Below are 21,327 nucleotides of genomic sequence, written 5' to 3'. Positions count from 1 at the left end.
TTTAGCTTACATTCCCAACTTTTCTCCACTCATGCCTGATCGAATCAGTAACACGTGTCAAAAATAGGATTACGTATAAGTTCACTATAATTAAGGCAAACGTTTTCGTTACTTACCTTAATGTGTTTGTCGAATTTTGTATAACTTTGCAATAGTTATTATACATAACTATTGTAAGCGATTCAATCATTTTTTTTAACGTTTTCATTTTAGACAAAAATATATGTCTTTTTACACATGTTCTGCTTTCACTAATCGTTGTAAATGCATCGTTAAATAAATACTCTCCGCTTCATATACAGGAAGTTGCAATTCTTTCTGCATTACTTTGACTAGTTTCCACGCCAAATTATAACAAACTGGATATTCCAACTTTAATAAATCAGCAAAACTCTGTGCTTCTTCTATTTTTTCTCCTTTTTTCACCCGCTCAATAGCATATTGTAAATGGCGAATAAGGCGTAAATAATGAATGCTTTCTTGGTCTAATGTAATTTGTAGGCTTGTCTCAATTAAAGACACAAGTTGTGCAATAAGACGGGAATTTTGATTAACAGAAGATAAATCAGAGTTTGTAAGCGAGCTGTAAATGTGAAGTGCAATAAAGCCAACTTCCCCTTCTGGCAATGTAATTTGCAAACGAGAATTTAAAAGTTGCACAACGCCTTCAGCAATTTCATATTCCTCTGGATATAGCATTTTCGTTTCAACTAAAAAAGGATTATCTATTGTAAGTCCTTGTTTCAGCCTTTTAATTGCAAAAGAAATATGATCTGTTAAAGCGATATGAATATGTTCATTTAATGGAGATTCCGCTTTTTCTTGAATATATAACATAATATCATTCATCAATTCAATTAGCTTTTCACTCACATGTGGTACTAAAAGTTTGTATTGTTCTCGATCACGTTCATTTTTTAAAACAAACATTTTCTCAATTTGTTCTTGCTCCAACACATCTTCAGCCTTTTTCCCAAATCCAATTCCTTTACCGATCACTACTACTTCCTCGTGTTCAGGATGGCTAGCAATGATAACATTATTATTTAAAACTTTTTTAATTTCTAGATAATTACTCATATAACACCACCCTCGTACTTAAATAGCCTGCTTTTATGTTACAGAATATTCTTCTTTGTCGTCAATGTAAAACATCTACCATTTAATAAAAATTCATTTTTTTAGACATGTTTATATATGATGCGTATAATGTAAGAGCAACTGTACATAGAAAGGAGATAGCAACATGATTAAAATGTTTGTAAGTGATATCGATGGTACAATGATGCAACACGGAGGTCTTATCGACGAACAGGATGTTATGGCTCTACGCAGTTTAGCTGAACAAAATGTAATTCTTTGTTTCGCTTCAGGAAGACTTGATAATGAAATTGCAGATTTGATGAAAGCAGTTAATACAAATTTCCACCGCATTAGTGTGAATGGTGTATTTGTGTATACAAACGATAATAAACAACTACTATCCGCTACATTCGACTCTAGTATTTTACCTGATTTATTAGCGATGACAAAAGAAGATCCTTACTTCCGTTATGTAAGCGATGAACATAATTACTACATTGAAGAGAAGACACCTTTTATACATGAATTAGAAAAACAAATAACAATGACTTCTATTGAAGAACCAAATTTATTACAAAAAATTGATGATACCATTTATCCAAATAAAATTTCTGTCGGTGGAACGAAAGAGGATTTACAAGTTCTTCAGGAAAAGATTGACGAAAAATTCAATGGAAAAGTTAGCACTTTCATTTCAGCAGAACAATGTTTAGATGTGATGCCACCAAATATTAGTAAAGGTTCTGCTATTTCTATTTTATTAAAAGAATTTCAAATACAACCAGAGGAAGTTGCTTGTATAGGGGATTCTTATAATGATATTCCAATGTTTTCTTTAACCCCTCACAGTTTTGCTATGTCTCAAGCAGATGAGGCAGTAAAAAAGCATGCTCACTATGTAGTAGATACAGTCAAGGATGCTGTTAACCACGTGATTGCTCATAATAAAAATACGACTCGCTCCTTATAAGGATGAGTCGTATTTTTATTTCTTTACACGTTGAAAACATCAAAGTTCACTGTACTTCACAAACTGAAATATATTACTTGTTACGTGCGATGTTCGTAATAAACTTATAACGGTCACCACGATAAATACATTTCACATACTCTAACGGTAACTCACCTTCTGAATAAGACCATTGACGCATTACAAGTACAGGCGCCTTTTTAGGAATATGCAGATGTTCAGCTTCGTTATCCGTTGCAATTGAAGCCTCAATTGACTGAGTAGCGCGAACTAGCTTAAAGCCCAGTTTTTTCTCTAAATGTTCATATAAAGATTGTTGCAATATTTCTTCGTTAATATCTTTCACAAGAGTTGGCGACAAATATGTCGTCTCAAATGCAATCGGTTCGTCATCAGCTAAGCGAGTACGCCTCACCTCATAAACCGATTCTCCCTCTTGTATTCTTAGCCGGTCTGCTATTTTAGCAGTAGCTGGAACTAGGCGGAAACTTAATAACTGGCTGCTCGGTTTCATACCACGAGAAATCATATCTTCTGTGAATCCCGTCATCCCTTGCAACTTTTGCTCCACTTTCGGAAGTTGGACGAACGTTCCAATTCCACGCTTCCGGTATAAATACCCTTGTTCCACTAAGTTATTAATTGCCTGTCTGATTGTCATACGACTCACTTCGAACTTATCACAAAGTTCATTCTCAGATGGAATTTTATCTCCCGGCTTCCATTCGCCGTCCTCAATTAGCTGTTTCACCCACTCTTGAATCTGATAATAGATCGGAAATGGTGAATACTTGTCGATGTTCATCAGCAATCGCCTCACTGCATAAAGATAGAGCTTCTGGATCTGCGATTACGGTTACATTCGGATGACGTTGTAAAACTGTAGCAGGACACGCCTCACTATATTCACCTTGCAATAATTCTTTAATAGCTTCTGCCTTTTTAGATCCCATAGCAACAAGTAGAATTTGTTTCGCTTTCATAATGCTTCCAATTCCCATTGTAATCGCATGAGTCGGCACATCTTCTTCATTTTCAAAGAAGCGAAGATTTGCTTGGCGTGTAGATTCTGTTAATTCCACAATGTTAGTTGGAGAATTAAATGGTGTTCCTGGCTCATTAAATCCGATGTGACCGTTTTCACCGATTCCAAGAATCTGTAAGTCAACTGGGTTAGCTGTTAGAATGCCTTCATAACGCTTGCACTCTTCCTCTAAATCACTTGCCATCCCGTTTGGTACATAAGTTTGTTTAAATGGAAGATGATCAAACAACTGTTCTTGCATGAAATAGTGATAGCTGTTTTTATCTTCATGTGGTAAATTTACGTACTCATCTAAGTTTACAGTGGTTGCATGACTTGTATCAAGTTTATTTTTTCGCATTTCTGCATAAATACCTAATGGAGAGCTTCCTGTAGCCATTCCTAATGTTGGATTTTCTTTTGATTTTACAACCTCTTCAATTAACTTATAACCTGCTTCTGCTAATTCTTCTGGGGTTTTTACAACAAGAATATTCATTTAATTACTTCCCTTCCTTCATATGAATTCCTAAACGCACCGTATCATATACATGTAATTCTTCAGTCATAACAACAAAGTCTGCATCTTTACCTACCGCTAACGCACCTTTATTATTTAATCCAAACTCTTTTGCTTGGTTAACCGATGTCATGAGTACTGCATCCTCGATTGAACATCCTGTAAATTCAATTACATTTCGGAAAGCTTGATCCATTTTCAAAATACTACCAGCTAACGTTCCATCTTCTAATCGGGCACTACCATCTTTTACATGTACTGGCTGTCCGCCAAGCTCATATAATCCATCTTCAAGACCTTTTGCACGCATTGCATCAGTAATGACACTTACTTTTTTTGGTCCTTTTAATTTATATGCTAATTTCACCATATCAGGGTGAATATGAATACCATCTGTAATTACTTCAACCATTACATCTGGATTTAATAACACATGACCAACAACTCCTGGTTCACGGTGATGTAATCCACGCATTTGATTGTATAAATGTGTTGCATGTGTAATTTTTCTATTTTTCAGTTGTGCATCAATCGCATCTGTATGTCCCATTGTGCCAACAACGCCAGTTTCAGCAAGATACTGTTCAAACTCTAACGCACCTTCTTCTTCCGGCGCATATGTTACTAATTTAATTAGATTACCGCTTGCTTCCTGCCATTGTTTAAATTGCTCGATACTTGCAGGAACAATATGTTCAAGTGGTTGTGCACCCGCACGTTTTTTTGAAACATATGGTCCTTCTAAGTGAATATATTCGAAATGTGCTCCCTTATCTTTCGCTTCCTTGGCAGCAGTTAACGCTGCTTCAATCGCTTCTGGAGCTTGTGTCATCGTTGTTGGGAAGTAAGTTGTAACTCCTTCTTTTAACATTTCTTTACCAAGAGTTACTAATCCATCGCTATTTGCATCCATCGCATCAATATCGTATCCACCATGAATATGAACATCAATCATACCTGGAATCACAATCTTCCCTGCCGCATCTAAAACAGTTTCATTTTCTTGTGATACATATTGAGCCATCAAACCAATTTCTTTAATTGTTTCTGCGTAACGAATAAATCCGTTTTCCACTACTTCTTGACCTGTATAAATTTTGGCATTGATGACAACTTGCGTTTTCATTTTCATCGACCCTTTCCCATGAAATACCTACTTGTTATTATTACCTTATTCGCCTAATTCCATCTTAATATACACACGAGTAGTTGTCTATACATTCTAATGAAATTTCCTCTTTGTTCAGCAAAAAAGGAAATTAATTGTTTCTCTCTCAATTATAATATATGTTATTCATTTTTTTCCAAAAAGGGAAAATAACCTCTTATATAATTAGTTACTTAAGTAATGGCATCAAGCCGCTCGACCACATTGCAATATGTTCACCATCTGTTTCTATTTCTACTGTTCGTTTGTTTGTTCCATATAGCATTATACCGTGCTGTTTTAATCGTTTCACTACACTTTGGTGTGGATGCCCATACGGATTTCTACTCCCGTACGAAAGAATAGCGAATTGTGGATCTACTTTTTTCAAGAACGTTTCACTCGTTGAAGTATATGAGCCATGATGCCCCACCTTTAATACATCTGCATGTACATCAAATTGCTCTAATATTTCATTTTCCGTCCGTACATCAGCATCACCCATTAATAAAAAGTCCGCTTTACCATATCGAATCTTTAACACAATTGAAGACTCGTTATTCTCATCTTTCGATTTTCCATTGTTCAATACTTGTATAGAAACATGTGGATCTAGCGGTATGTATTGTCCTTCCTTCACTGGAATGAAAGGAATGCCCCTTTTTTTAATGTTATTTCGATACGTATGATAAGTAAATGAACTATATGTTTTTCCGCTATCTAATACGAGGGAAACTGGCATTTGCTCTACAATTGGAATAAGTCCTCCTATATGGTCCATATCAGGATGAGTACTTACAATTACATCTAAATGATTAATTCTTTTTTCAATTAGTTTTTGAATAATGACCTCTCCCGCTTCATAAGGACCCCCATCTATTAACATCGTTTGACCATTTGGCAATGTAATAAGTGTCGCATCACCTTGTCCAACTTTTAAAAAACTCACTTTCATTTTACCAAAATGTTGCCGCTGCATATGTATAGAAGACGCAGTATGAATAGACATCATATATCTTTTAGCCGATGCGCTGTTTAACGAAAAACATAATAAAACAGAAACCAACAATAGAATATTCCGTACACCTCTCATAACTCGTCTCCTTTTTTCATTTAGTATGGCACGCTCTGTAATTGATATACAAAAAAAGCTTAGCAAAATGCTAAGCTTTTATTTTGATAATTCCTGTAAAGAACCGAAGAATAAATCTGCTTCATTCATTTGTTCATTTTCTTCAGAAAGGGCTGGTAAATCATCTAACGTTTTTAATCCAAACGTGTCCAAAAACTCTTTCGTAGTTCCGTATAAGATAGGACGCCCTGGGCCTTCCGCTCTTCCCGTTTCTTTTATAAGCAAGTGCGAAACTAACGTTTGTAATGCCTTGTCTGTTTTCACTCCTCGAATCTCTTCCATTTCTGTCCTTGTAATCGGTTGACGGTACGCAACAATTGCCAACGTTTCAAGAGCTGCTTGAGAAAGTGAAGCCGCTGTTGGCGTATCTATTAATTTTTGATAGTACGAAGCATGCTCTTTCTTTGTTGCAAAACGATATACTTTTGCATATTGCACAATTTGCAAACCGCGATGCGATCCTTCACATTCCTTCTGCATTTCCTCTATACTGTTTATTACTTCTTCCACTTCAATTTCAAGAACTTTCGCTATTTGTTCTGGATAAATACCTTCGTCACCCGCAACAAATAAAAGCCCTTCAATAATCGCTTTTTGTTCTCTTCTATCCATTTTACGAACTCCTTCCTCCTATTTCCCTATAAAAATACACATAAAAAAACCGAATCACAGTAAATGCGTTCGGTTCAATATTTCTTCTCTCGTTCCAAACGATACATTAAAACCTAACATGAGATAAAATATTTCTACCCCACCTTCACATGCTGGCTCTATACGGATTTATTAGAGCTTGATACGAAAATTTCATCAAAATTATGTTCTTGCTCGATTATGATTTGTTGATTTTTCATCAGTTCAAGAACCGCTAAAAATGTTACAACCATTATTTCACGTTCTTCATCAGCAAACAAATCATAAAAGCTTTGACGACCGCCTTTTACTTCTAACTGCTGTAGTATATCAGTCATTCGCTGTGCAATTGGTATTTCTTGACGAGTAATTCGCGTCGTTACGGGGGTCTTTGCTTTTTTACGGCGCATTAGCTTTTGAAATGCCGCTAACATATCATATAACGTAACATCAAGAGGTAAGCTCGTCTCCTCTTCTTGTTGAAATGATGTAAAATCAATTGGCGGACGTGTATATAGCTGTGCTCTTTCTTGTTCTCTTTCTTTTAACTCAGTAGCAACTTGCTTATATTTCTTATATTCAATTAACCTCTCCATCAATTCTTGACGAGGGTCGTCTATAAAGTCATCACCGTTATCAGGTACATCTTCTTCTTGTTTCGGTAGCAACATTTTACTTTTAATTTGTAATAACGTTGCAGCCATTACTAAATACTCACTGGCAACATCTAATTGTAGTTCTTTCATCGTATGGACATAAGATAGATATTGCTCTGTAATTTCCGCTACAGGAATATTATATATATCAATTTCGTAACGATGTATTAAGTGTAACAATAGATCTAAAGGCCCTTCAAAAGCCTCTACTTTAAAATTATACTGCACAAAGCATCCCACCACATTTTTTCTATAACAACATAAGTATAGAGCATACTCATGTTCTATCCAACCTTTTTAAGAAATTTAATTAAAAATAGACCTATGCCCATGTCATAATGCCCACCGCTTCATATGATAACAATGTAGTAAGAACAATGTAGGAGGTCAAAAAACTATGGGTCACGTTGATTGCGGTTTTAGCGGTGGATTCGCATTACTTGTTGTACTGTTCATTTTACTAATCATTGTAGGAGCAGCTTGCTTCTGCTAATATGAAGCAATAAAGCGACTAGGGATATTTCCCTAGTCGCTTATTGTTAATATTTCTATGATACACTGTACATATAACCGTTAGACAGGAGCGAAAAAAATGTATCCTACCGAGTACATACAATTTTTAATTCATTTTCACGGAGACTATGATTATTTTGAATGTCATGAAATACTTGAAGAGTATTGGAAATTAAAGCCTAGAGGAGAACGTGACAATTACTTAGTCGGTCTCATTCAAATTGCTGTTTCCTTATACCATCATAGACGATACAATTGGAATGGTGCAGAGAAGATGATAAAAAGCGCAATAACAATTTTAGAAAAGAACAGCGCGCAATTACATCAATTCGGAATAGATCATAAACAACTTACATTCTTATTAAATGAAAGATTACAATCTATCCACAAAAAGGAAAATTTCGCCCCGTTACTTTTACCATTATTAGACGTATCGTTAGAAAAACAATGCATACAGTTATGTAAGAAACAAAACCTCTCTTGGAAAGATGCGAACGTCATTCCTGGTGAATACATCATAAATAAGCACACATTGCGTGATCGAACAGAAGTCATTTCTGAACGACACGAACAACTACAAAAAAGAAAGCAGAGATAATAAACTACTTATCCCTGCTTTCATGAATGTATATTTTGTTCAAGCTCTTTACACTTTTTGCAAAAACTTGCTGTTTGCTCATTTCCGCAAATTGTAAACTCAAGAAATTTACTCTTAAGCTCTTGAACCATCTTCGTCCCAATACCCATATGACGGTGAGACGGATTCACGCTCAAATGCTGAATTTCCAATACCTGATCTTCTTTTTTTATAATCCCCATTATCCCAACAAAATCTTCATTTTGTTTCCACAAATACAATTGCCAATCCTCTTTCGCCTCATACTCTTTCATTGTCAATTGTAATGTTTTCACATCTTTTTCAGTTGGCATAAATGAAAGAAGCCCCATTGCAATTTTTTCATAACTTTTTTAAAACGAATTAACATAACCCTTATCCCTTCTTACAAAAGTTACAAACTATTTATCCCCTCAGTCACTCTTTTCATATCACATTCATTCTACAATATTTTTAACAGAGTGAGAAGAGGCTGAAACAACTTGATAATCATACAAAGCGTTAAGAAGAAAGTCAAATATATGTTTCCACGCTATTTTTTTCTATTATACCGCTCAGAAAAGAGACAATACTGTATAGAAACTAAAAGGAGAATCCCCCTGCTCATCACATTTTATTTGAACGAAATAGTTCTATTAAAAACAATATGTTGAGAGAAATCCATTTATTGCAGCATATAATCGGTACTCCATTCTATGTATTTTGTTAAAATTGTGTTCTCCTGAACAATATATTTTAACGTTAGTAGCCGTCCTATTTGCATCATATATTTCGAAATATATACCAATTACTGTTTATACGAAATAAAAAAAGAGAGCACAATTGCTCTCTTTTTCTCGTAACTTATTCTTCCCAAACTTTAACTTCTTTCATTACATCGCCTTGACGCATGCTTAATACTGTTTCAATACCGCTTGTTGCTTTACCGAATACAGTGTGTACGCCATCTAAATGCGGTTGTGGCTCATGAACAACAAAGAATTGGCTACCGCCTGTGTTACGGCCAGCATGTGCCATAGAAAGTGAGCCAACAAGATGTCTATGAGGATTTCCATCAGTTTCACATGGAATAGAGTAACCTGGACCACCTGCTCCTGTTCCTGTTGGGTCTCCACCTTGGCTTACGAAGCCAGGAATAACGCGGTGGAATGTCACACCATCATAAAATCCTTGCTCTGCTAATTTTTTAAAGTTTTCTACTGTTTTTGGTGCCTCTTCTGGGAAAAATTCTAATTCGATTTTTTCACCATTTTCCATTAATATGTATCCTAAAGTTTTCATACGTATATGTCTCCTTTCAACTATCTCAGCACTATATTACCACATCCATGACTAGAAACAAAAAGAATCCGACAATCTACATACTTCTTTTTTGAAATGTGGAAAAAGCTAGGTGACAAATAAGAAATATATACTATAATAACTGTGTTGCCCGAAAATTTTAGAAAGAGAAAGGGAGCGATCTTTCGTGAAAACGAAATTACTAGCTCTGCTATTAGCTGTAACGGTATTTATGATGCCAACAGCTTCATTTGCAGACATCATTGAGGGAGAATCAATTGTCACACTAGGAGAAAACTTATCTGAACAACAAAAACAAGATCTGTTAAAAGAAATGAAAGCGCCAAAAGATGCTACAATTATTACTGTGTCTAATGCGGAAGAACATAAATTTCTAGAAGGAATTGTTCCAAAAGCACAAATTGGTACGAGAGCAATTTCCTCTTCTATGATTACATACACAAAGCCAGGATCTGGCCTTATTGTACGCTCAAAAAATATTAATTCGATAACAGATGCTATGTACACAAATGCACTTATTACAGCGGGTGTGAAAGATGCAGAGATTCAAATTACTGCACCTTTTAAAGTTTCAGGAACTGCTGCTTTAACAGGTTTAATGAAAGCCTATGAAACAACATCGAACAAAGAAATTCCAGAAGATGTTAAAAAAATAGCTAATGAAGAAATGGTACAAACAGCAAAACTTGGTGATAAAATCGGTGAAGAAAAAGCAGTTCAACTCGTTGCAAAAGTTAAAGAAGAAATTGCAAAAGAACAGCCAAAAACAACTGAAGATTTACGTTCATTAATTAAAAAGATCGCTGATCAACTCGGCATTACATTAACAGATGAACAGTTAGATAACTTAGTAGCGTTATTTGATAAAATGAAAAATCTTAATATTGATTGGAACCAAGTTGGTAGCCAATTAAATAAAGCAAAAGACCATGTATCTGCCTTCTTAGGATCTGAAGAAGGGCAAAGTTTCCTAGATAAAGTAAAAGATTTCTTCTCTAGTATCATTGATTTCGTTAAATCTCTATTCAAGTAAAAAGAAGCTCGCCAGTGACGAGCTTCTTTTTTATACAAGTAACGGTAATCTCATAACAGCTTCTTCAACCGAACGAACAACATGATTTGCTTTCTCCTTCACATACGGATGAGCATGATGGAGGGTGAAGGAGTGCGGGGTTACTTCAAACATAGAAATATCATTGAAAGAATCTCCAATACATGCAACTTCATTTGCTTCAATTTGCAGATGTTCCATTAATCGCTTCAGAGCGCTCCCTTTACTTACACCTCTTGGCATAATGTCAACATAGCGCTTACCCGATATAAAAACTTCCGCTTCGCTATGAAATGTATCTCGCAACTCTTGATCTAATGCTACAATTTTTTCTTCTTCTCCAAAAACAAATAATTTTGCAGGATGTACAGTTTTCCCAAATTCCTCTTCTAACGCTTCGATTTCAGCGATATGTACCCCCATATACTCTTCAAAAGTATGATGATTTTCATTCTTTCTTTTTGTATATCGCTGCTCATTTGCACAAACAATATCTGCTAGTCCCTTGTTATGTATATATCGATATATTTCCTGGGCAACTCTATCTTCAAAATTTGATTCATGAAATATTTTTCCGTTTGGCAGTAACATTGTCGCCCCATTTAAACCAGTTGTGTAATACGGGAATGAAAACCTTTTTACGACTTCATCAATTCGGTGAGTAAAGCGGCCAGAGGCAAAACAAATATTTGTCCCTTTTTCAGCCAGCCAACAAAGTGCACGTTCATCTTCTTTTTGCATATCATTCACATTGTAAACGAGCGTGTCATCTAAATCACTTACAAATAATTTAATCATGTCCTCTTCCCCTCTCATACACAATATCTACTCTAAGTGTACACAAAAAATGTTTGGTTTTTGTTAAAAAAAAATAAATTTTCAATAAAAAAATAAACGGGAGCATAATCCCGTTTATTTTTGTCTTCTTACATTTTGAGGTCGTACAATACTAGGACGCACTTTTAAACTCGACATAGTTGGGCGGAGTAAAATTTTCGTTAACGCACCCCAATCAAACGGTAAAAACGGCCATAAATACGGTGTTTGTAAACTTTTTATGGACGCTAAAAATAAAATCAACATCGTCATTCCGATTACAAATCCCATCTCATGAAAGATGCCGGTTAAAATAATGACAAATAATTTTCCTACCTTATTTCCAAGTCCAAGTTCATAACTCGGCGTTGCAAATGATCCAATCATAGAAACCGCTACATACAAAATAACTTCTGGTACAAATAAACCTACATCAATTGCAATTTGACCAATTAATATAGCTGAAATCAAACCTGCTGCTGACGACAATGGTGTCGGTGTATGAATAGCAGCCATCCTTAAAAATTCAAGTCCAATTTCAGCCATCAAAACTTGTAATAAAATAGGTAAATGTGTCATCTTATTTGGTCCAATGAAAGCGAGTTTCTCCGGTAAAAGCGTTGGATCAAATACAAACACTAGCCAAAATGGCAATAAGAATAAGGAGAATATAACACCTAGAAAACGTACCCAACGTAAAAATGTACCTACAGCTGGATTTTGTCTAAATTCTTCAGCATGTTGTAGATGGTGAAAATATGTTGTTGGCGTAATCATCGCACTCGGTGACGTATCAACGAGCACTAGCACATGCCCTTCTAATAGATGATTTGCTGCTACATCGGGCCTTTCTGTATATCGAATAAGCGGGAATGGATTATAACTTTGCTTTACAACAAATTCTTCTACCGTTTTATCCGCCATCGTAATCCCATCTACTTCAATGCTATTTAATTCTTGTTTAATAATCTTCACTAAATCCGGATTTGCAACATCTTGTACATATGTAATACAAATATCCGTTTGCGATCTATCCCCTACTCGAATCATTTCATTTCGAAGACGTGGATCGCGTATCCTTCTACGAATTAACGCTGTATTTACAACGATATTTTCAACAAAGCCATCCCTTGCACCACGTACTACCTTTTCTGTATCTGGTTCTGTCGGTGTCCGCCCCGGGTAACTACGAACATCTATTGCGAACGCTTCCGTTTCACCTTCTACAAATATAACAATAAGTCCTGATAATACTTGGAGCATTACATCATCCATCGTTTTTACTTTACTTACTTGTTGATGAATTAAACGATTTTCTAAAAGCTTTACTGTATCTTCTTCTACATCCCTTATTTCATTTGTATCCACTGCTTCTTCTAAAATAGGGATAATATAATTTGTATCACAAAGTCCATTTACAAATAACACACCAATTTCTTTATTTAAAATTTGAAATTTACGAATACCAACATCATATGTAACACCTAGTCCAACCGTTTGCTTTAAGTAATTTTCATTATCACTTAAAAAAGATGAGATCGGGATATTCACTTTTTTAGGCTTCGTCATAAAACCCACTCCTTTCCAAAATTAATTGAATTGCTTTTCTAGTAATAGGTGACCCTCTCTCCCATTCATCATTTCCACACATCTTGCCAATATCACCGACTCCCACGATAACAGGAACATTCAGACCATCTAAACAATAAATTGTATCCCCACTAATCCTGCCAATTTCACCATCTGGAAGTCCAAACTTATCAACACCGTATTCTGTTAAATTCCCATTCCGATCTACACTTACATCTACACGGGCCCATTCCCAATGATGTGTATTCGACGCTACCGCTAAAATGCCAAGTACATCAATTTGTTTATGCGTTGCCACGTACTTTAACGCTTTTTCACCTGATCCTTCTCCTATAAATCCGCTGTCATCAAACATGACAAATACAGGGTCATATGGCGTTTGCATAATAAGCTCAACAACTTTCTTCCCTGTCAATTTGGTCGGATTACTTTGCGATGCTGAAATACACCTTCCCCCAAATTCCTTTGTTAAAAGCTCAATTGTCCGCTTTGCATATTCATCTCCATCTGTGACCAAAACAACCCTTCGTCTCATTTAATTTATCCTTTCGGTTTACATATAAGTGCAACAAAAAATGAAAATAATATCGCCGCTGAAATCCCCGCTGACGTTAAGCTAAACATACCGATTCCAATCCCTAAATATCCATGTTTTTCTGCCGCATGCATTGCCCCGTGCAATAGTGAATGTCCAAAACTTGTAATAGGGACCGTTGCCCCAGCACCTGCAAATTTTATAAGCTTATCATACAATCCGAATCCGTCTAAAATAGCTCCGGCGACTACAAAAGTTGCCATTAAATGTGCCGGTGTTAATTTTGCAAAATCTAGCAACACTTGTCCAATGACACAAATAGCTCCTCCTACAAGAAATGCATATATAAAATCCACAATTCACTCCCCTTTAACTCTTTCAAACACAACACCATGCGCAATCGTTGGAATCGTTTCCTTCTGCTGCATCATCATCGGGCTTAATAAAGCTCCAGTTGCAACGACAAAAATTCGTTGTAAGTTCCCTGTTTGCATTTCACGCAATAAATGACCGTATGTTACAACAGCTGAACAAGCACAACCACTACCACCTGCAAACACTTCTTCTTGATTTGAATTGTAAATCATTAATCCACAATCGTTGTATATATGCCCAAGATCATACCCTTCCTCAAGTAAAAGTTGTTTCGCAATTGGTGTCCCCACAGCTGATAAATCACCAGTAACAATAAGGTCATAATCAGCGGCACTTCTTCTTAAATCTTCAAAATGCTGTTGAATTGTATGAGCAGCAGCTGGCGCCATTGCCGATCCCATATCTAGAGGATTAGCAATTCCTAAATCTTGTACTTTTCCGATTGTTGCTGCTGTTATTTTAATTGCACTTTCTTCATTGCTAATTAATATGGACCCTGCTCCGGTAACAGTCGAGTTTGCTGTCCCAGGCTTTTGTCCCCCGTACTCTGTTGGATTACGAAATTGTCTTTCAGCCGTCGCATTATGACTACTTACTGTCGCTAAGACACGATTCGCAAATCCACCATCTATAAATGCTGATCCAACCGCCAAAGTTTCCATTGACGTCGCACAAGCACTGAACATCCCTAAAAAAGGAATACCACAATCTCGAGCAACATAATTTGCTGTCACTGTTTGGTTTAATAAATCACCTGCTAAAAAGAAATCAATTTGTGATGGTTTTATATTTCCTTTTTGCAACGCTTGTTGAATCGAGTCTGACATTAACCTTCGTTCAGCAAGTTCCCAGTTTTCCTCTCCACAATGTAAGTCTGAATATGAAATATCAAAATCCTTTCCAAGAGGGCCTTCAGCTTCTTTCGGACCGACAGCGGTACCAGTTGCATTCACGAAGATATCATTTTGAAATACCCACGTTTGTTTTCCTGTCAATCTCATACCTATCCCTCCTTTAAGACATTAAAATTTGAAATGTATATCTTATTAATCCGATAATGTATGCACCGACCACTCCAAACACAATGACGCTTCCTGCGAGCTTAAACATATTTGTAGCGATTCCTAGAACAATCCCTTCACTCCTATGTTCTAGCGCAGCACTTGCCATAGAATTCGCAAATCCAGTAACTGGTACTGCTGATCCCGCTCCAGAAAACTGTCCGATTTTATCATAAACACCACATCCTGTTAAAATCGCTGATAGTAAAACGAGAGTTGCAACTGTAGGGTTTCCTGCCTCTTGCTCACTAAAGTGAAAGTAATGTATATAAAATTTCATCAATACTTCTCCGACGGTACAAATGAATCCCCCAACAAGAAATGCCTTCACACAATTTATTAAATAGTTCGGTTTCGGATGGTACTCTTTCACTTTATTTATGTAATCATCTTTCAGTTTTCGCCCTGCCATATATATATTGCCTCCTACTTTACGAAATAAATCCAGTGAAACAATGAGCCTATTACTTTTCCAAGTACAAGAGCAACGAGTAAAATAATAATTTTCCCCTCTACCCCTACCCGTTTCGCTAAAATAGGTAAAACGTTTAACACTTCCGTTAACGCCGCAGCTAGCATTCCAATGAATGTGCCACAAAATAACCCTAATATTACGAGCCAATATTGCGACGTTTGAAATGTAATATTCTTCAAACTACACCAAGCCCCTGTTAAAGTACCTGTAATGACTGCCCACTCAAAATATTGAATATGCTTTCCACTTCTCGTTAATTGAGCTAAACGAGGGATTATACCAAGTACAGCTAAAAACGCAACATATCCGCTACCTACTGCAATCCCTCCAGCTAAACCAATTAAAATCACGAATCCAGACTCAATCATCGGTAAGCTGTTTCATATTATCCTTGTTTTCATGAACAATTACATATTGATCAAGCGACTGTTGATATTGAAACATCTCAACTTCTAACGGACTAGGCTCTTCATTAATTCGCTTTTGAAATACATGATTAAAAAATAAAACCATACCTAACCCAAGACCTAATGAATAAGGAATTTGAAATAAAAGTGGTTGCGCCTTAAATTCTCCAGTAATCATGTAATATAACCGTTGGTGTACTTGTTGCATACTTACATCTTCATGAAAATAAATAATTGCAAGTGCTGCTCCAATGAAGAGTAACAACCATACAAGTCCGAAGAAAACCGGATGCACTTTCTTTTTTTCATATATAATTTCAACAAGAGTTTGTCCAGAACCAAGTAAATTAATTTGTAAGTGAGCCGCTTTTTGTTGAACAATCTCAATCACTTTCATAACATCAATTACAACATGTGTTTTATCATGCGCTGTTATTTTGTAAATTATCTCATTTTGTAACGACTCAACTACCAAAGAATCTCCAGCAAGTTGAGCAACATCGCTCAGTTTTACTTCATACGTAGGAGACACTTTTAATCGATTGCGCATTTTAATATAAATCGTTTGTTCCAATTTTCATTCACCCCTTCACTCTTCCTCGTAGTTGTAGTATGGTTATTGGAATTTTTTCTAATACAATTTTTTCATAAAAAAACATCTGTACCGTTTTGGTACAGATGTTTTTCTGCTAAGCCTTTTTCTTAACTAAATTTGCAATGCTTAATGCGAGCCCTCCCCAAATGACTACCATACCTATAACCATCATCATAATCGCTGATCCGCTCATCATGAAACACCTCGATCCTTCCATTCTTTTTCAAGCTGGGCAGAGTCTGAATGTATTTGTGCATTCCATTTCTTCAGACTAATGACTAGTGCAACTATAAGAAATGCTGCTGCAATTGACCAACCATACGTTACAACAAACTCGGTTGGATAATCTCCGTAGTTCTTTTTAATATTTTGGATTGTGCCATCAATTAACATATACCCTAACATAAGCGGGGTAATAACGAGTAAACTCACTCTCCAAAACGTCCCTAACTTTATATCAGATACAAAGTTTGCGTGATTTTGATAAACTGGTAAACGGCGCAATATAAGACCTATTGCAACTACTTCAGCTAGTGCAATTGTAATCAACCCAAAATTGTTAGCGAAATAATCAACAACGTCTAAGAACATAAGTCCACCACGCGTTGCAAAAACAAGAGAAACTAACACGAGAAGTGTTCCCATAATTCCAATCGTCTTTGGACGACTTAAGCTGAATTTTTCAGATACAGCAGCAAAGCATACTTCCGCAAGTGAAATGAGTGATGTAATTCCAGCAACGGTTAAAGATAAGAAAAATAATACTCCAAATAACGGTGACATCGGTAGTTCATTAATAATTTGCGGGAATACTACGAACGCAAGTCCCACACCAGCACTAGCTACTTTATCAACCGGTACCCCCATGTTATTCGCCATAAATCCAAGCGCTGCAAAGACCCCAATACCTGCTAATAATTCAAATCCTGAATTTGCAAATCCAGTAATAAAAGCATTATTTGTTGTATCTGAGTTTTTCGGTAAATAACTAGAGTACGTAATCATAATTCCGAATGCTAAAGATAAACTAAAGAAAATTTGTCCATAAGCAGCAAGCCATACTTTCCCATCAAAAATACGACTCCAATCTGGTTTAAAGAATGCATCTATCCTTGCATCGCACCTTCCATTGTCACTGCACGAACAACGATAATAAGAAACATAACAACTAATAACGGAATAAAAATGCGGTTAACAACTTCGATTCCTTTCTTAACGCCTTTAAATGCAACACCAAGTACAATAATCCAAACGAGCGCTAATGGAATTAATACTTCTGGTACAAGCCCTCCAAACTGCCCTGGCTTATCTGCAACATGTAAATATTCTTTAAATAAAAATGATTCCGTGTCTTTCCCCCATGCTCCAGTAATCGCAAAGTATGTATACGAAATAGACCAAGCAATAATTACTGCATAATATGTTGAAACGATAAATGTTACACACATTTGCCACCATCCAATAAATTCAGCACGTGGATGAATACGGAAGAATGTAAGTGGTGCCGAACCACGATGACGATGCCCAAGAGCAAACTCGAATGCTAATAATGAAATACCAGTTGTTAATAATGCGAATAAGTACGGTAAAAAGAATGCGCCTCCTCCGTTTTCATACGCTGTATAAGGAAAACGCCATATGTTTCCTAATCCAACGGCAGAGCCGATCGCTGCGAAAATAAATCCAGCCCTCGTTCCCCATTGTTGCCTCGTTTCCATGTTTCCTTCCCCCTTTGTGACAAGTTCATACTTGGATTATATTTTAAATTAACTAAATTACCAATAAATTCTGTGAATTTTTAACAATAGTTGGAATCTTTCCCTTTTCATGACAACAAAAAAAATCGAATAGATAGCTATTCATCTATTCGATCTTTCATCTGTTTCAATATTTTCTTTTCCAGTCTGGAAACTTGTACTTGCGAAATGCCTATGCGCTCCGCTACTTCTGATTGGGTTTGGTCTTTATAGTAGCGCAAATACACAATTAGACGTTCTCGTTCATCCAATTCTCTAATTGCTTCTTTTAAAGCAATTTTATCAAACCATTTCGTTTCCGATTGATCTGCAATTTGATCTAAAATAGTAATTGGATCTCCATCATTTTCATACACAGTTTCATGTATTGATGAAGGAGCACGACTCGCTTCTTGTGCCAGAACAACTTCTTCTGGTGTTAGTTCCAGAGCCTCCGCTACTTCATTAATCGTTGGAGCCCTTCCGAACTCTTTCGAAAGCTCGTCTCTCATCTTTCGAATTTTGTTTCCTGTTTCTTTTAAGGATCTGCTTACTTTCACTGATCCATCGTCACGTAAAAATCGTTGTATTTCACCAATAATCATTGGAACTGCATATGTTGAAAATTTCACGTCGAAAGATAAATCAAATTTATCTACCGATTTTAAGAGCCCAATACATCCAATTTGAAATAAATCGTCTGGTTCGTATCCTCGATTAAGAAACCGCTGCACAACCGACCATACGAGACGCATATTACTTTGAACGATTGTATCTCTCGCTTGTTGATCTCCATCTTGACTTTTTTGAATTAACGCTTTTAGCTCGTGGTCCTTTAACTGAGGTTTCTTCTTCTCTTTTCTGACCTCTATGTCCATTGGCTATTCTCCTTAATTGCATAGAGCGTTACTATTTGATAAGTACTTTGTCAAATGGATTGTTGTCCCGAAAGATTCGTTTGAAATAACTTCTACTTCATCCATAAAATTTTCCATGATAGTAAATCCCATTCCGGAACGCTCTAATTCAGGTTTAGTTGTAAAAAGGGGTTGTCTTGCTTCATCTAAGTTAAAGATACCAATCCCTTCATCTCGAATCGTGAGTTTCACCATTGCTTCTTCCAAAATCACTGAAATATAAACAACACCTTCTGCATTTCCTTCATACCCATGAATAATTGCATTTGTAACCGCTTCTGACACAACTGTTTTAATCTCTGTTAATTCTTCCATCGTCGGGTCTAATTGTGCAATAAAAGCAGCTACTGTAACACGAGCGAATGATTCATTCTGACTTAACGCTGAAAATTGAAGGTTCATTTCATTTCTCATTTATGCCACCCCCAACGTCGCGAGCGCGTGCGCTTCACTTTCTTCTAAACGAACAATTTTGAATAGGCCTGACATTTCAAATAAACGTTTAACAGGCGGTGAAATTGCACAAACAACCATCTCTCCACCTAATCCCTTTACATGTTTATATCGGCCTAATATAACACCTAAACCAGAACTATCCATAAATGATAAGTTCTCCAGGCTCAAAACAATATGATGAACACCATGTGTCTCAATCATATCTGTTACTTTCGTTCGCAACTCTTCAGCAGTATGATGATCTAATTCACCCTCCAGCCTCACACATAAGACGTCACGTTTTACTTCTAAATGCATGGAAAGACTCACACGATTTCCTCCTTATGCTCAAACTTTACTCATTAACATAAGATTTTCGTGATATAAAATAAGAATCCTTCCTACTGACAAAAGAAGAACTATTTCGTCATAATGTGAAACCGTTCAGCAATTATTACGGTACATACGAACAGAAAAGCGGCAAAATTTTTGCCGCTATTTTGATGTTGAAAACATCCCAAAACTTCTTTTAAATAACTCCCACCAACTCGCTGCAGCAACATCTTCTTTCGCTACAATAGTTTGTTTTAATAAAACATCTTTATCTTTTTTAATAACAAGTGTTCCAAGCGCGTCACCTTTTTTAATCGGTGCCTTCACTTTCTTTTCAGCGATTACTTCTTGTTTTACTTTGTCCATATTTTCGCCCTTCTTCATAAGAAGAGATACGTTGTCTGACGCAACTAAATCTACTTTTTCTTTTTTCCCTTTTCCTACTTGTACAGTCTTAATTTTTTCACCACGTGTATACAATTTCTTTGTCATATATTGTCCAAACGCATAATCAAGAAGCTTCGTCACTTGATTGTTCCGCTCTTTTGATGTAGGTGCTCCCATAACAACTGAAATAACACGCATTCCATTCTTTTCAGCTGATGCAGTTAAACAATATTTCGCTTCTGTCGTAAAGCCCGTTTTCACACCATCTACTCCAGGATAAAAACGTACTAACTTATTCGTATTAACAAGCCAAAACTTCTTATCCGTATCTTCACGTAAATAGTCTTCATATTTACCTGTGTATTTGCGAATAAGTGGATACTTCATCAATTCTCTCGCCATTATAGCCATATCATTTGCTGTAGAATAATGATCTTTGGCCGGGAGACCTGTTGGGTTTTGAAAATGTGTATTTTTCAGTCCTAAATCTTTCGCTTTTTTGTTCATCATACTTACGAATCCTTCTTCTGAACCAGCGATATGCTCAGCTACTGCAACAGATGCATCATTTCCAGATGCAATGGCAATGCCCTTTAGCATTTCATTTACGGTCATCTCTTCCCCAGGTTCTAAAAAGATTTGTGATCCACCCATTGAAGCTGCGTGTTCACTTGCTCTAACTTTATCGGTCAGTTTTAGTTTTCCTTTTTCAACTTGTTCCATAATTAATAGCATTGTCATAATCTTCGTCATACTGGCAGGTGGTAACTTTTCATTCGGATTTTTATCAAATAAAACTTTACCTGTATCTTGCTCAATTACGATTGCTGACGACGCTTGTTCCGCTAACTTCGGCGTGGTTTCTTCTGTTTTCTCCTGCTTCGTTTTCTCAGATTGTGCAAAACTAACTGAAGTACCAGAAAGAAATAACATGAAACAAACAAGTATTCCAAAAACTCGCTTCATGACTAACCCTCCATTCTATATCAGACCTATTTTTTCCAATTTATTCATTTTTAAT

25 protein-coding genes and 2 pseudogenes are annotated in these 21,327 nt (G+C 36.3%); 4 read left to right on the top strand and 23 right to left on the bottom strand.

Annotated elements, in window-relative coordinates; genetic code table 11:
* Positions 1-231 precede the first annotated feature (231 nt).
* Positions 232-1,080, bottom strand: coding sequence for a glucose PTS transporter transcription antiterminator GlcT (glcT, locus tag CDB3_RS03915; protein ID WP_128853531.1), 849 nt, complete (start codon positions 1,078-1,080; stop codon positions 232-234).
* A gap of 166 nt (positions 1,081-1,246) precedes the next feature.
* Between glcT and CDB3_RS03910 the strand changes: the two genes are divergently transcribed.
* A complete protein-coding gene (locus CDB3_RS03910) occupies positions 1,247-2,053 on the top strand; it encodes an HAD family hydrolase (RefSeq protein ID WP_128853530.1) in 807 nt (268 codons plus the stop codon).
* A gap of 73 nt (positions 2,054-2,126) precedes the next feature.
* On the opposite strand, the gene phnF is transcribed toward CDB3_RS03910, so the two are convergent.
* The 6 genes from phnF to scpA all read right to left on the bottom strand — a co-directional run bounded on the left by phnF (position 2,127) and on the right by scpA (position 7,390).
* Positions 2,127-2,858, bottom strand: coding sequence for a phosphonate metabolism transcriptional regulator PhnF (phnF, locus tag CDB3_RS03905; RefSeq protein ID WP_071746946.1), 732 nt, complete (start codon positions 2,856-2,858; stop codon positions 2,127-2,129).
* Positions 2,788-3,576, bottom strand: a complete 789-nt coding sequence (gene nagB / locus CDB3_RS03900) for a glucosamine-6-phosphate deaminase (protein WP_128853529.1) — start codon at positions 3,574-3,576, stop codon at positions 2,788-2,790. The genes phnF and nagB overlap by 71 nt, the downstream gene beginning before the upstream one ends.
* A 4-nt stretch (positions 3,577-3,580) precedes the next feature.
* Positions 3,581-4,723, bottom strand: a complete 1,143-nt coding sequence (gene nagA, locus CDB3_RS03895) for an N-acetylglucosamine-6-phosphate deacetylase (protein ID WP_097831048.1) — start codon at positions 4,721-4,723, stop codon at positions 3,581-3,583.
* Between the two features lie 211 nt (positions 4,724-4,934).
* Positions 4,935-5,837 (bottom strand): ComEC/Rec2 family competence protein, encoded by a 903-nt coding sequence (locus CDB3_RS03890; RefSeq protein WP_097830816.1) that lies wholly within the window; start codon positions 5,835-5,837, stop codon positions 4,935-4,937.
* A gap of 78 nt (positions 5,838-5,915) precedes the next feature.
* Positions 5,916-6,488, bottom strand: coding sequence for an SMC-Scp complex subunit ScpB (gene scpB / locus CDB3_RS03885; RefSeq protein ID WP_097830815.1), 573 nt, complete (start codon positions 6,486-6,488; stop codon positions 5,916-5,918).
* A gap of 158 nt (positions 6,489-6,646) precedes the next feature.
* The gene (scpA, locus tag CDB3_RS03875) at positions 6,647-7,390 is read right to left on the bottom strand and encodes a segregation/condensation protein A (RefSeq protein WP_128853528.1); all 744 of its coding nucleotides are present in this window, start codon (positions 7,388-7,390) and stop codon (positions 6,647-6,649) included.
* Between the two features lie 169 nt (positions 7,391-7,559).
* On the opposite strand from scpA, the gene CDB3_RS03870 reads away from it, so the two are divergent.
* Together CDB3_RS03870 and CDB3_RS03865 are read left to right on the top strand one after the other, a co-directional pair.
* A complete protein-coding gene (locus tag CDB3_RS03870) occupies positions 7,560-7,655 on the top strand; it encodes a YjcZ family sporulation protein (protein ID WP_000510194.1) in 96 nt (31 codons plus the stop codon).
* A 99-nt stretch (positions 7,656-7,754) separates the two neighbouring features.
* Positions 7,755-8,273, top strand: a complete 519-nt coding sequence (locus CDB3_RS03865; RefSeq protein ID WP_128853527.1) for a DUF309 domain-containing protein — start codon at positions 7,755-7,757, stop codon at positions 8,271-8,273.
* 20 nt (positions 8,274-8,293) lie between these two features.
* On the opposite strand, the pseudogene ribT reads toward CDB3_RS03865, so the two are convergent.
* A pseudogene (gene ribT, locus CDB3_RS03860) lies at positions 8,294-8,661 on the bottom strand (GNAT family N-acetyltransferase RibT).
* A gap of 473 nt (positions 8,662-9,134) precedes the next feature.
* Positions 9,135-9,572: a peptidylprolyl isomerase gene (locus tag CDB3_RS03855; RefSeq protein ID WP_128853525.1), complete on the bottom strand. Its 438-nt coding sequence runs from the start codon at positions 9,570-9,572 to the stop codon at positions 9,135-9,137.
* Positions 9,573-9,759: 187 nt separating this feature from the next.
* On the opposite strand from CDB3_RS03855, the gene CDB3_RS03850 reads away from it, so the two are divergent.
* The gene (locus CDB3_RS03850; protein ID WP_128853524.1) at positions 9,760-10,626 is read left to right on the top strand and encodes a DUF1002 domain-containing protein; all 867 of its coding nucleotides are present in this window, start codon (positions 9,760-9,762) and stop codon (positions 10,624-10,626) included.
* A 30-nt stretch (positions 10,627-10,656) separates the two neighbouring features.
* Here CDB3_RS03850 and CDB3_RS03845 read toward each other — a convergent pair whose 3' ends face one another.
* The 14 genes and pseudogenes from CDB3_RS03845 to dacF form a co-directional block, all read right to left on the bottom strand.
* Positions 10,657-11,460 carry an HAD family hydrolase gene (locus tag CDB3_RS03845; RefSeq protein ID WP_128853523.1) on the bottom strand — a complete coding sequence of 268 codons (804 nt, stop codon included), beginning with the start codon at positions 11,458-11,460 and terminating at the stop codon, positions 10,657-10,659.
* Positions 11,461-11,556: 96 nt separating this feature from the next.
* Positions 11,557-13,029: a spore germination protein SpoVAF gene (gene spoVAF, locus CDB3_RS03840; RefSeq protein WP_128853522.1), complete on the bottom strand. Its 1,473-nt coding sequence runs from the start codon at positions 13,027-13,029 to the stop codon at positions 11,557-11,559.
* Positions 13,016-13,585: a stage V sporulation protein SpoVABEA gene (gene spoVAEA, locus CDB3_RS03835; RefSeq protein WP_088097629.1), complete on the bottom strand. Its 570-nt coding sequence runs from the start codon at positions 13,583-13,585 to the stop codon at positions 13,016-13,018. The genes spoVAF and spoVAEA overlap by 14 nt, the downstream gene beginning before the upstream one ends.
* A gap of 5 nt (positions 13,586-13,590) precedes the next feature.
* On the bottom strand, positions 13,591-13,941 hold the full coding sequence (spoVAE, locus tag CDB3_RS03830; RefSeq protein WP_002014916.1) for a stage V sporulation protein AE: 351 nt from the start codon (positions 13,939-13,941) through the stop codon (positions 13,591-13,593).
* A 3-nt stretch (positions 13,942-13,944) separates the two neighbouring features.
* Positions 13,945-14,961, bottom strand: a complete 1,017-nt coding sequence (gene spoVAD / locus CDB3_RS03825) for a stage V sporulation protein AD (RefSeq protein WP_128853521.1) — start codon at positions 14,959-14,961, stop codon at positions 13,945-13,947.
* A 13-nt stretch (positions 14,962-14,974) separates the two neighbouring features.
* Positions 14,975-15,433, bottom strand: a complete 459-nt coding sequence (gene spoVAC / locus CDB3_RS03820; protein WP_000918878.1) for a stage V sporulation protein AC — start codon at positions 15,431-15,433, stop codon at positions 14,975-14,977.
* Positions 15,434-15,447: 14 nt separating this feature from the next.
* The gene (gene spoVAB, locus CDB3_RS03815; protein ID WP_097830809.1) at positions 15,448-15,864 is read right to left on the bottom strand and encodes a stage V sporulation protein SpoVAB; all 417 of its coding nucleotides are present in this window, start codon (positions 15,862-15,864) and stop codon (positions 15,448-15,450) included.
* The gene (gene spoVAA, locus CDB3_RS03810) at positions 15,857-16,477 is read right to left on the bottom strand and encodes a stage V sporulation protein SpoVAA (RefSeq protein WP_128853520.1); all 621 of its coding nucleotides are present in this window, start codon (positions 16,475-16,477) and stop codon (positions 15,857-15,859) included. Before spoVAA ends, spoVAB begins: the two co-directional genes overlap by 8 nt.
* Before the next feature lie 115 nt (positions 16,478-16,592).
* A complete protein-coding gene (locus CDB3_RS03805; protein ID WP_128853578.1) occupies positions 16,593-16,691 on the bottom strand; it encodes a methionine/alanine import family NSS transporter small subunit in 99 nt (32 codons plus the stop codon).
* Positions 16,691-18,216, bottom strand: a pseudogene (locus CDB3_RS03800) (sodium-dependent transporter). The gene CDB3_RS03805 and the pseudogene CDB3_RS03800 overlap by 1 nt, the downstream one beginning before the upstream one ends.
* Positions 18,217-18,353: 137 nt before the next feature.
* The gene (gene sigF / locus CDB3_RS03795; RefSeq protein ID WP_071746962.1) at positions 18,354-19,112 is read right to left on the bottom strand and encodes an RNA polymerase sporulation sigma factor SigF; all 759 of its coding nucleotides are present in this window, start codon (positions 19,110-19,112) and stop codon (positions 18,354-18,356) included.
* A gap of 12 nt (positions 19,113-19,124) precedes the next feature.
* Positions 19,125-19,565 (bottom strand): anti-sigma F factor, encoded by a 441-nt coding sequence (gene spoIIAB, locus CDB3_RS03790; protein WP_001243400.1) that lies wholly within the window; start codon positions 19,563-19,565, stop codon positions 19,125-19,127.
* The gene (gene spoIIAA / locus CDB3_RS03785; protein ID WP_000059128.1) at positions 19,566-19,916 is read right to left on the bottom strand and encodes an anti-sigma F factor antagonist; all 351 of its coding nucleotides are present in this window, start codon (positions 19,914-19,916) and stop codon (positions 19,566-19,568) included.
* 165 nt (positions 19,917-20,081) lie between these two features.
* A complete protein-coding gene (gene dacF, locus CDB3_RS03780; protein WP_128853519.1) occupies positions 20,082-21,272 on the bottom strand; it encodes a serine-type D-Ala-D-Ala carboxypeptidase DacF in 1,191 nt (396 codons plus the stop codon).
* Positions 21,273-21,327: the final 55 nt, after the last annotated feature.

It is taken from the genome of Bacillus sp. CDB3, assembly GCF_002081505.1.
Taxonomy (GTDB): Bacteria; Bacillota; Bacilli; order Bacillales; family Bacillaceae_G; genus Bacillus_A; species Bacillus_A cereus_AT.
The sequence above is the reverse complement of the archived record's forward strand: the minus strand, read 5'-3'. Positions and strand labels throughout refer to the sequence as shown.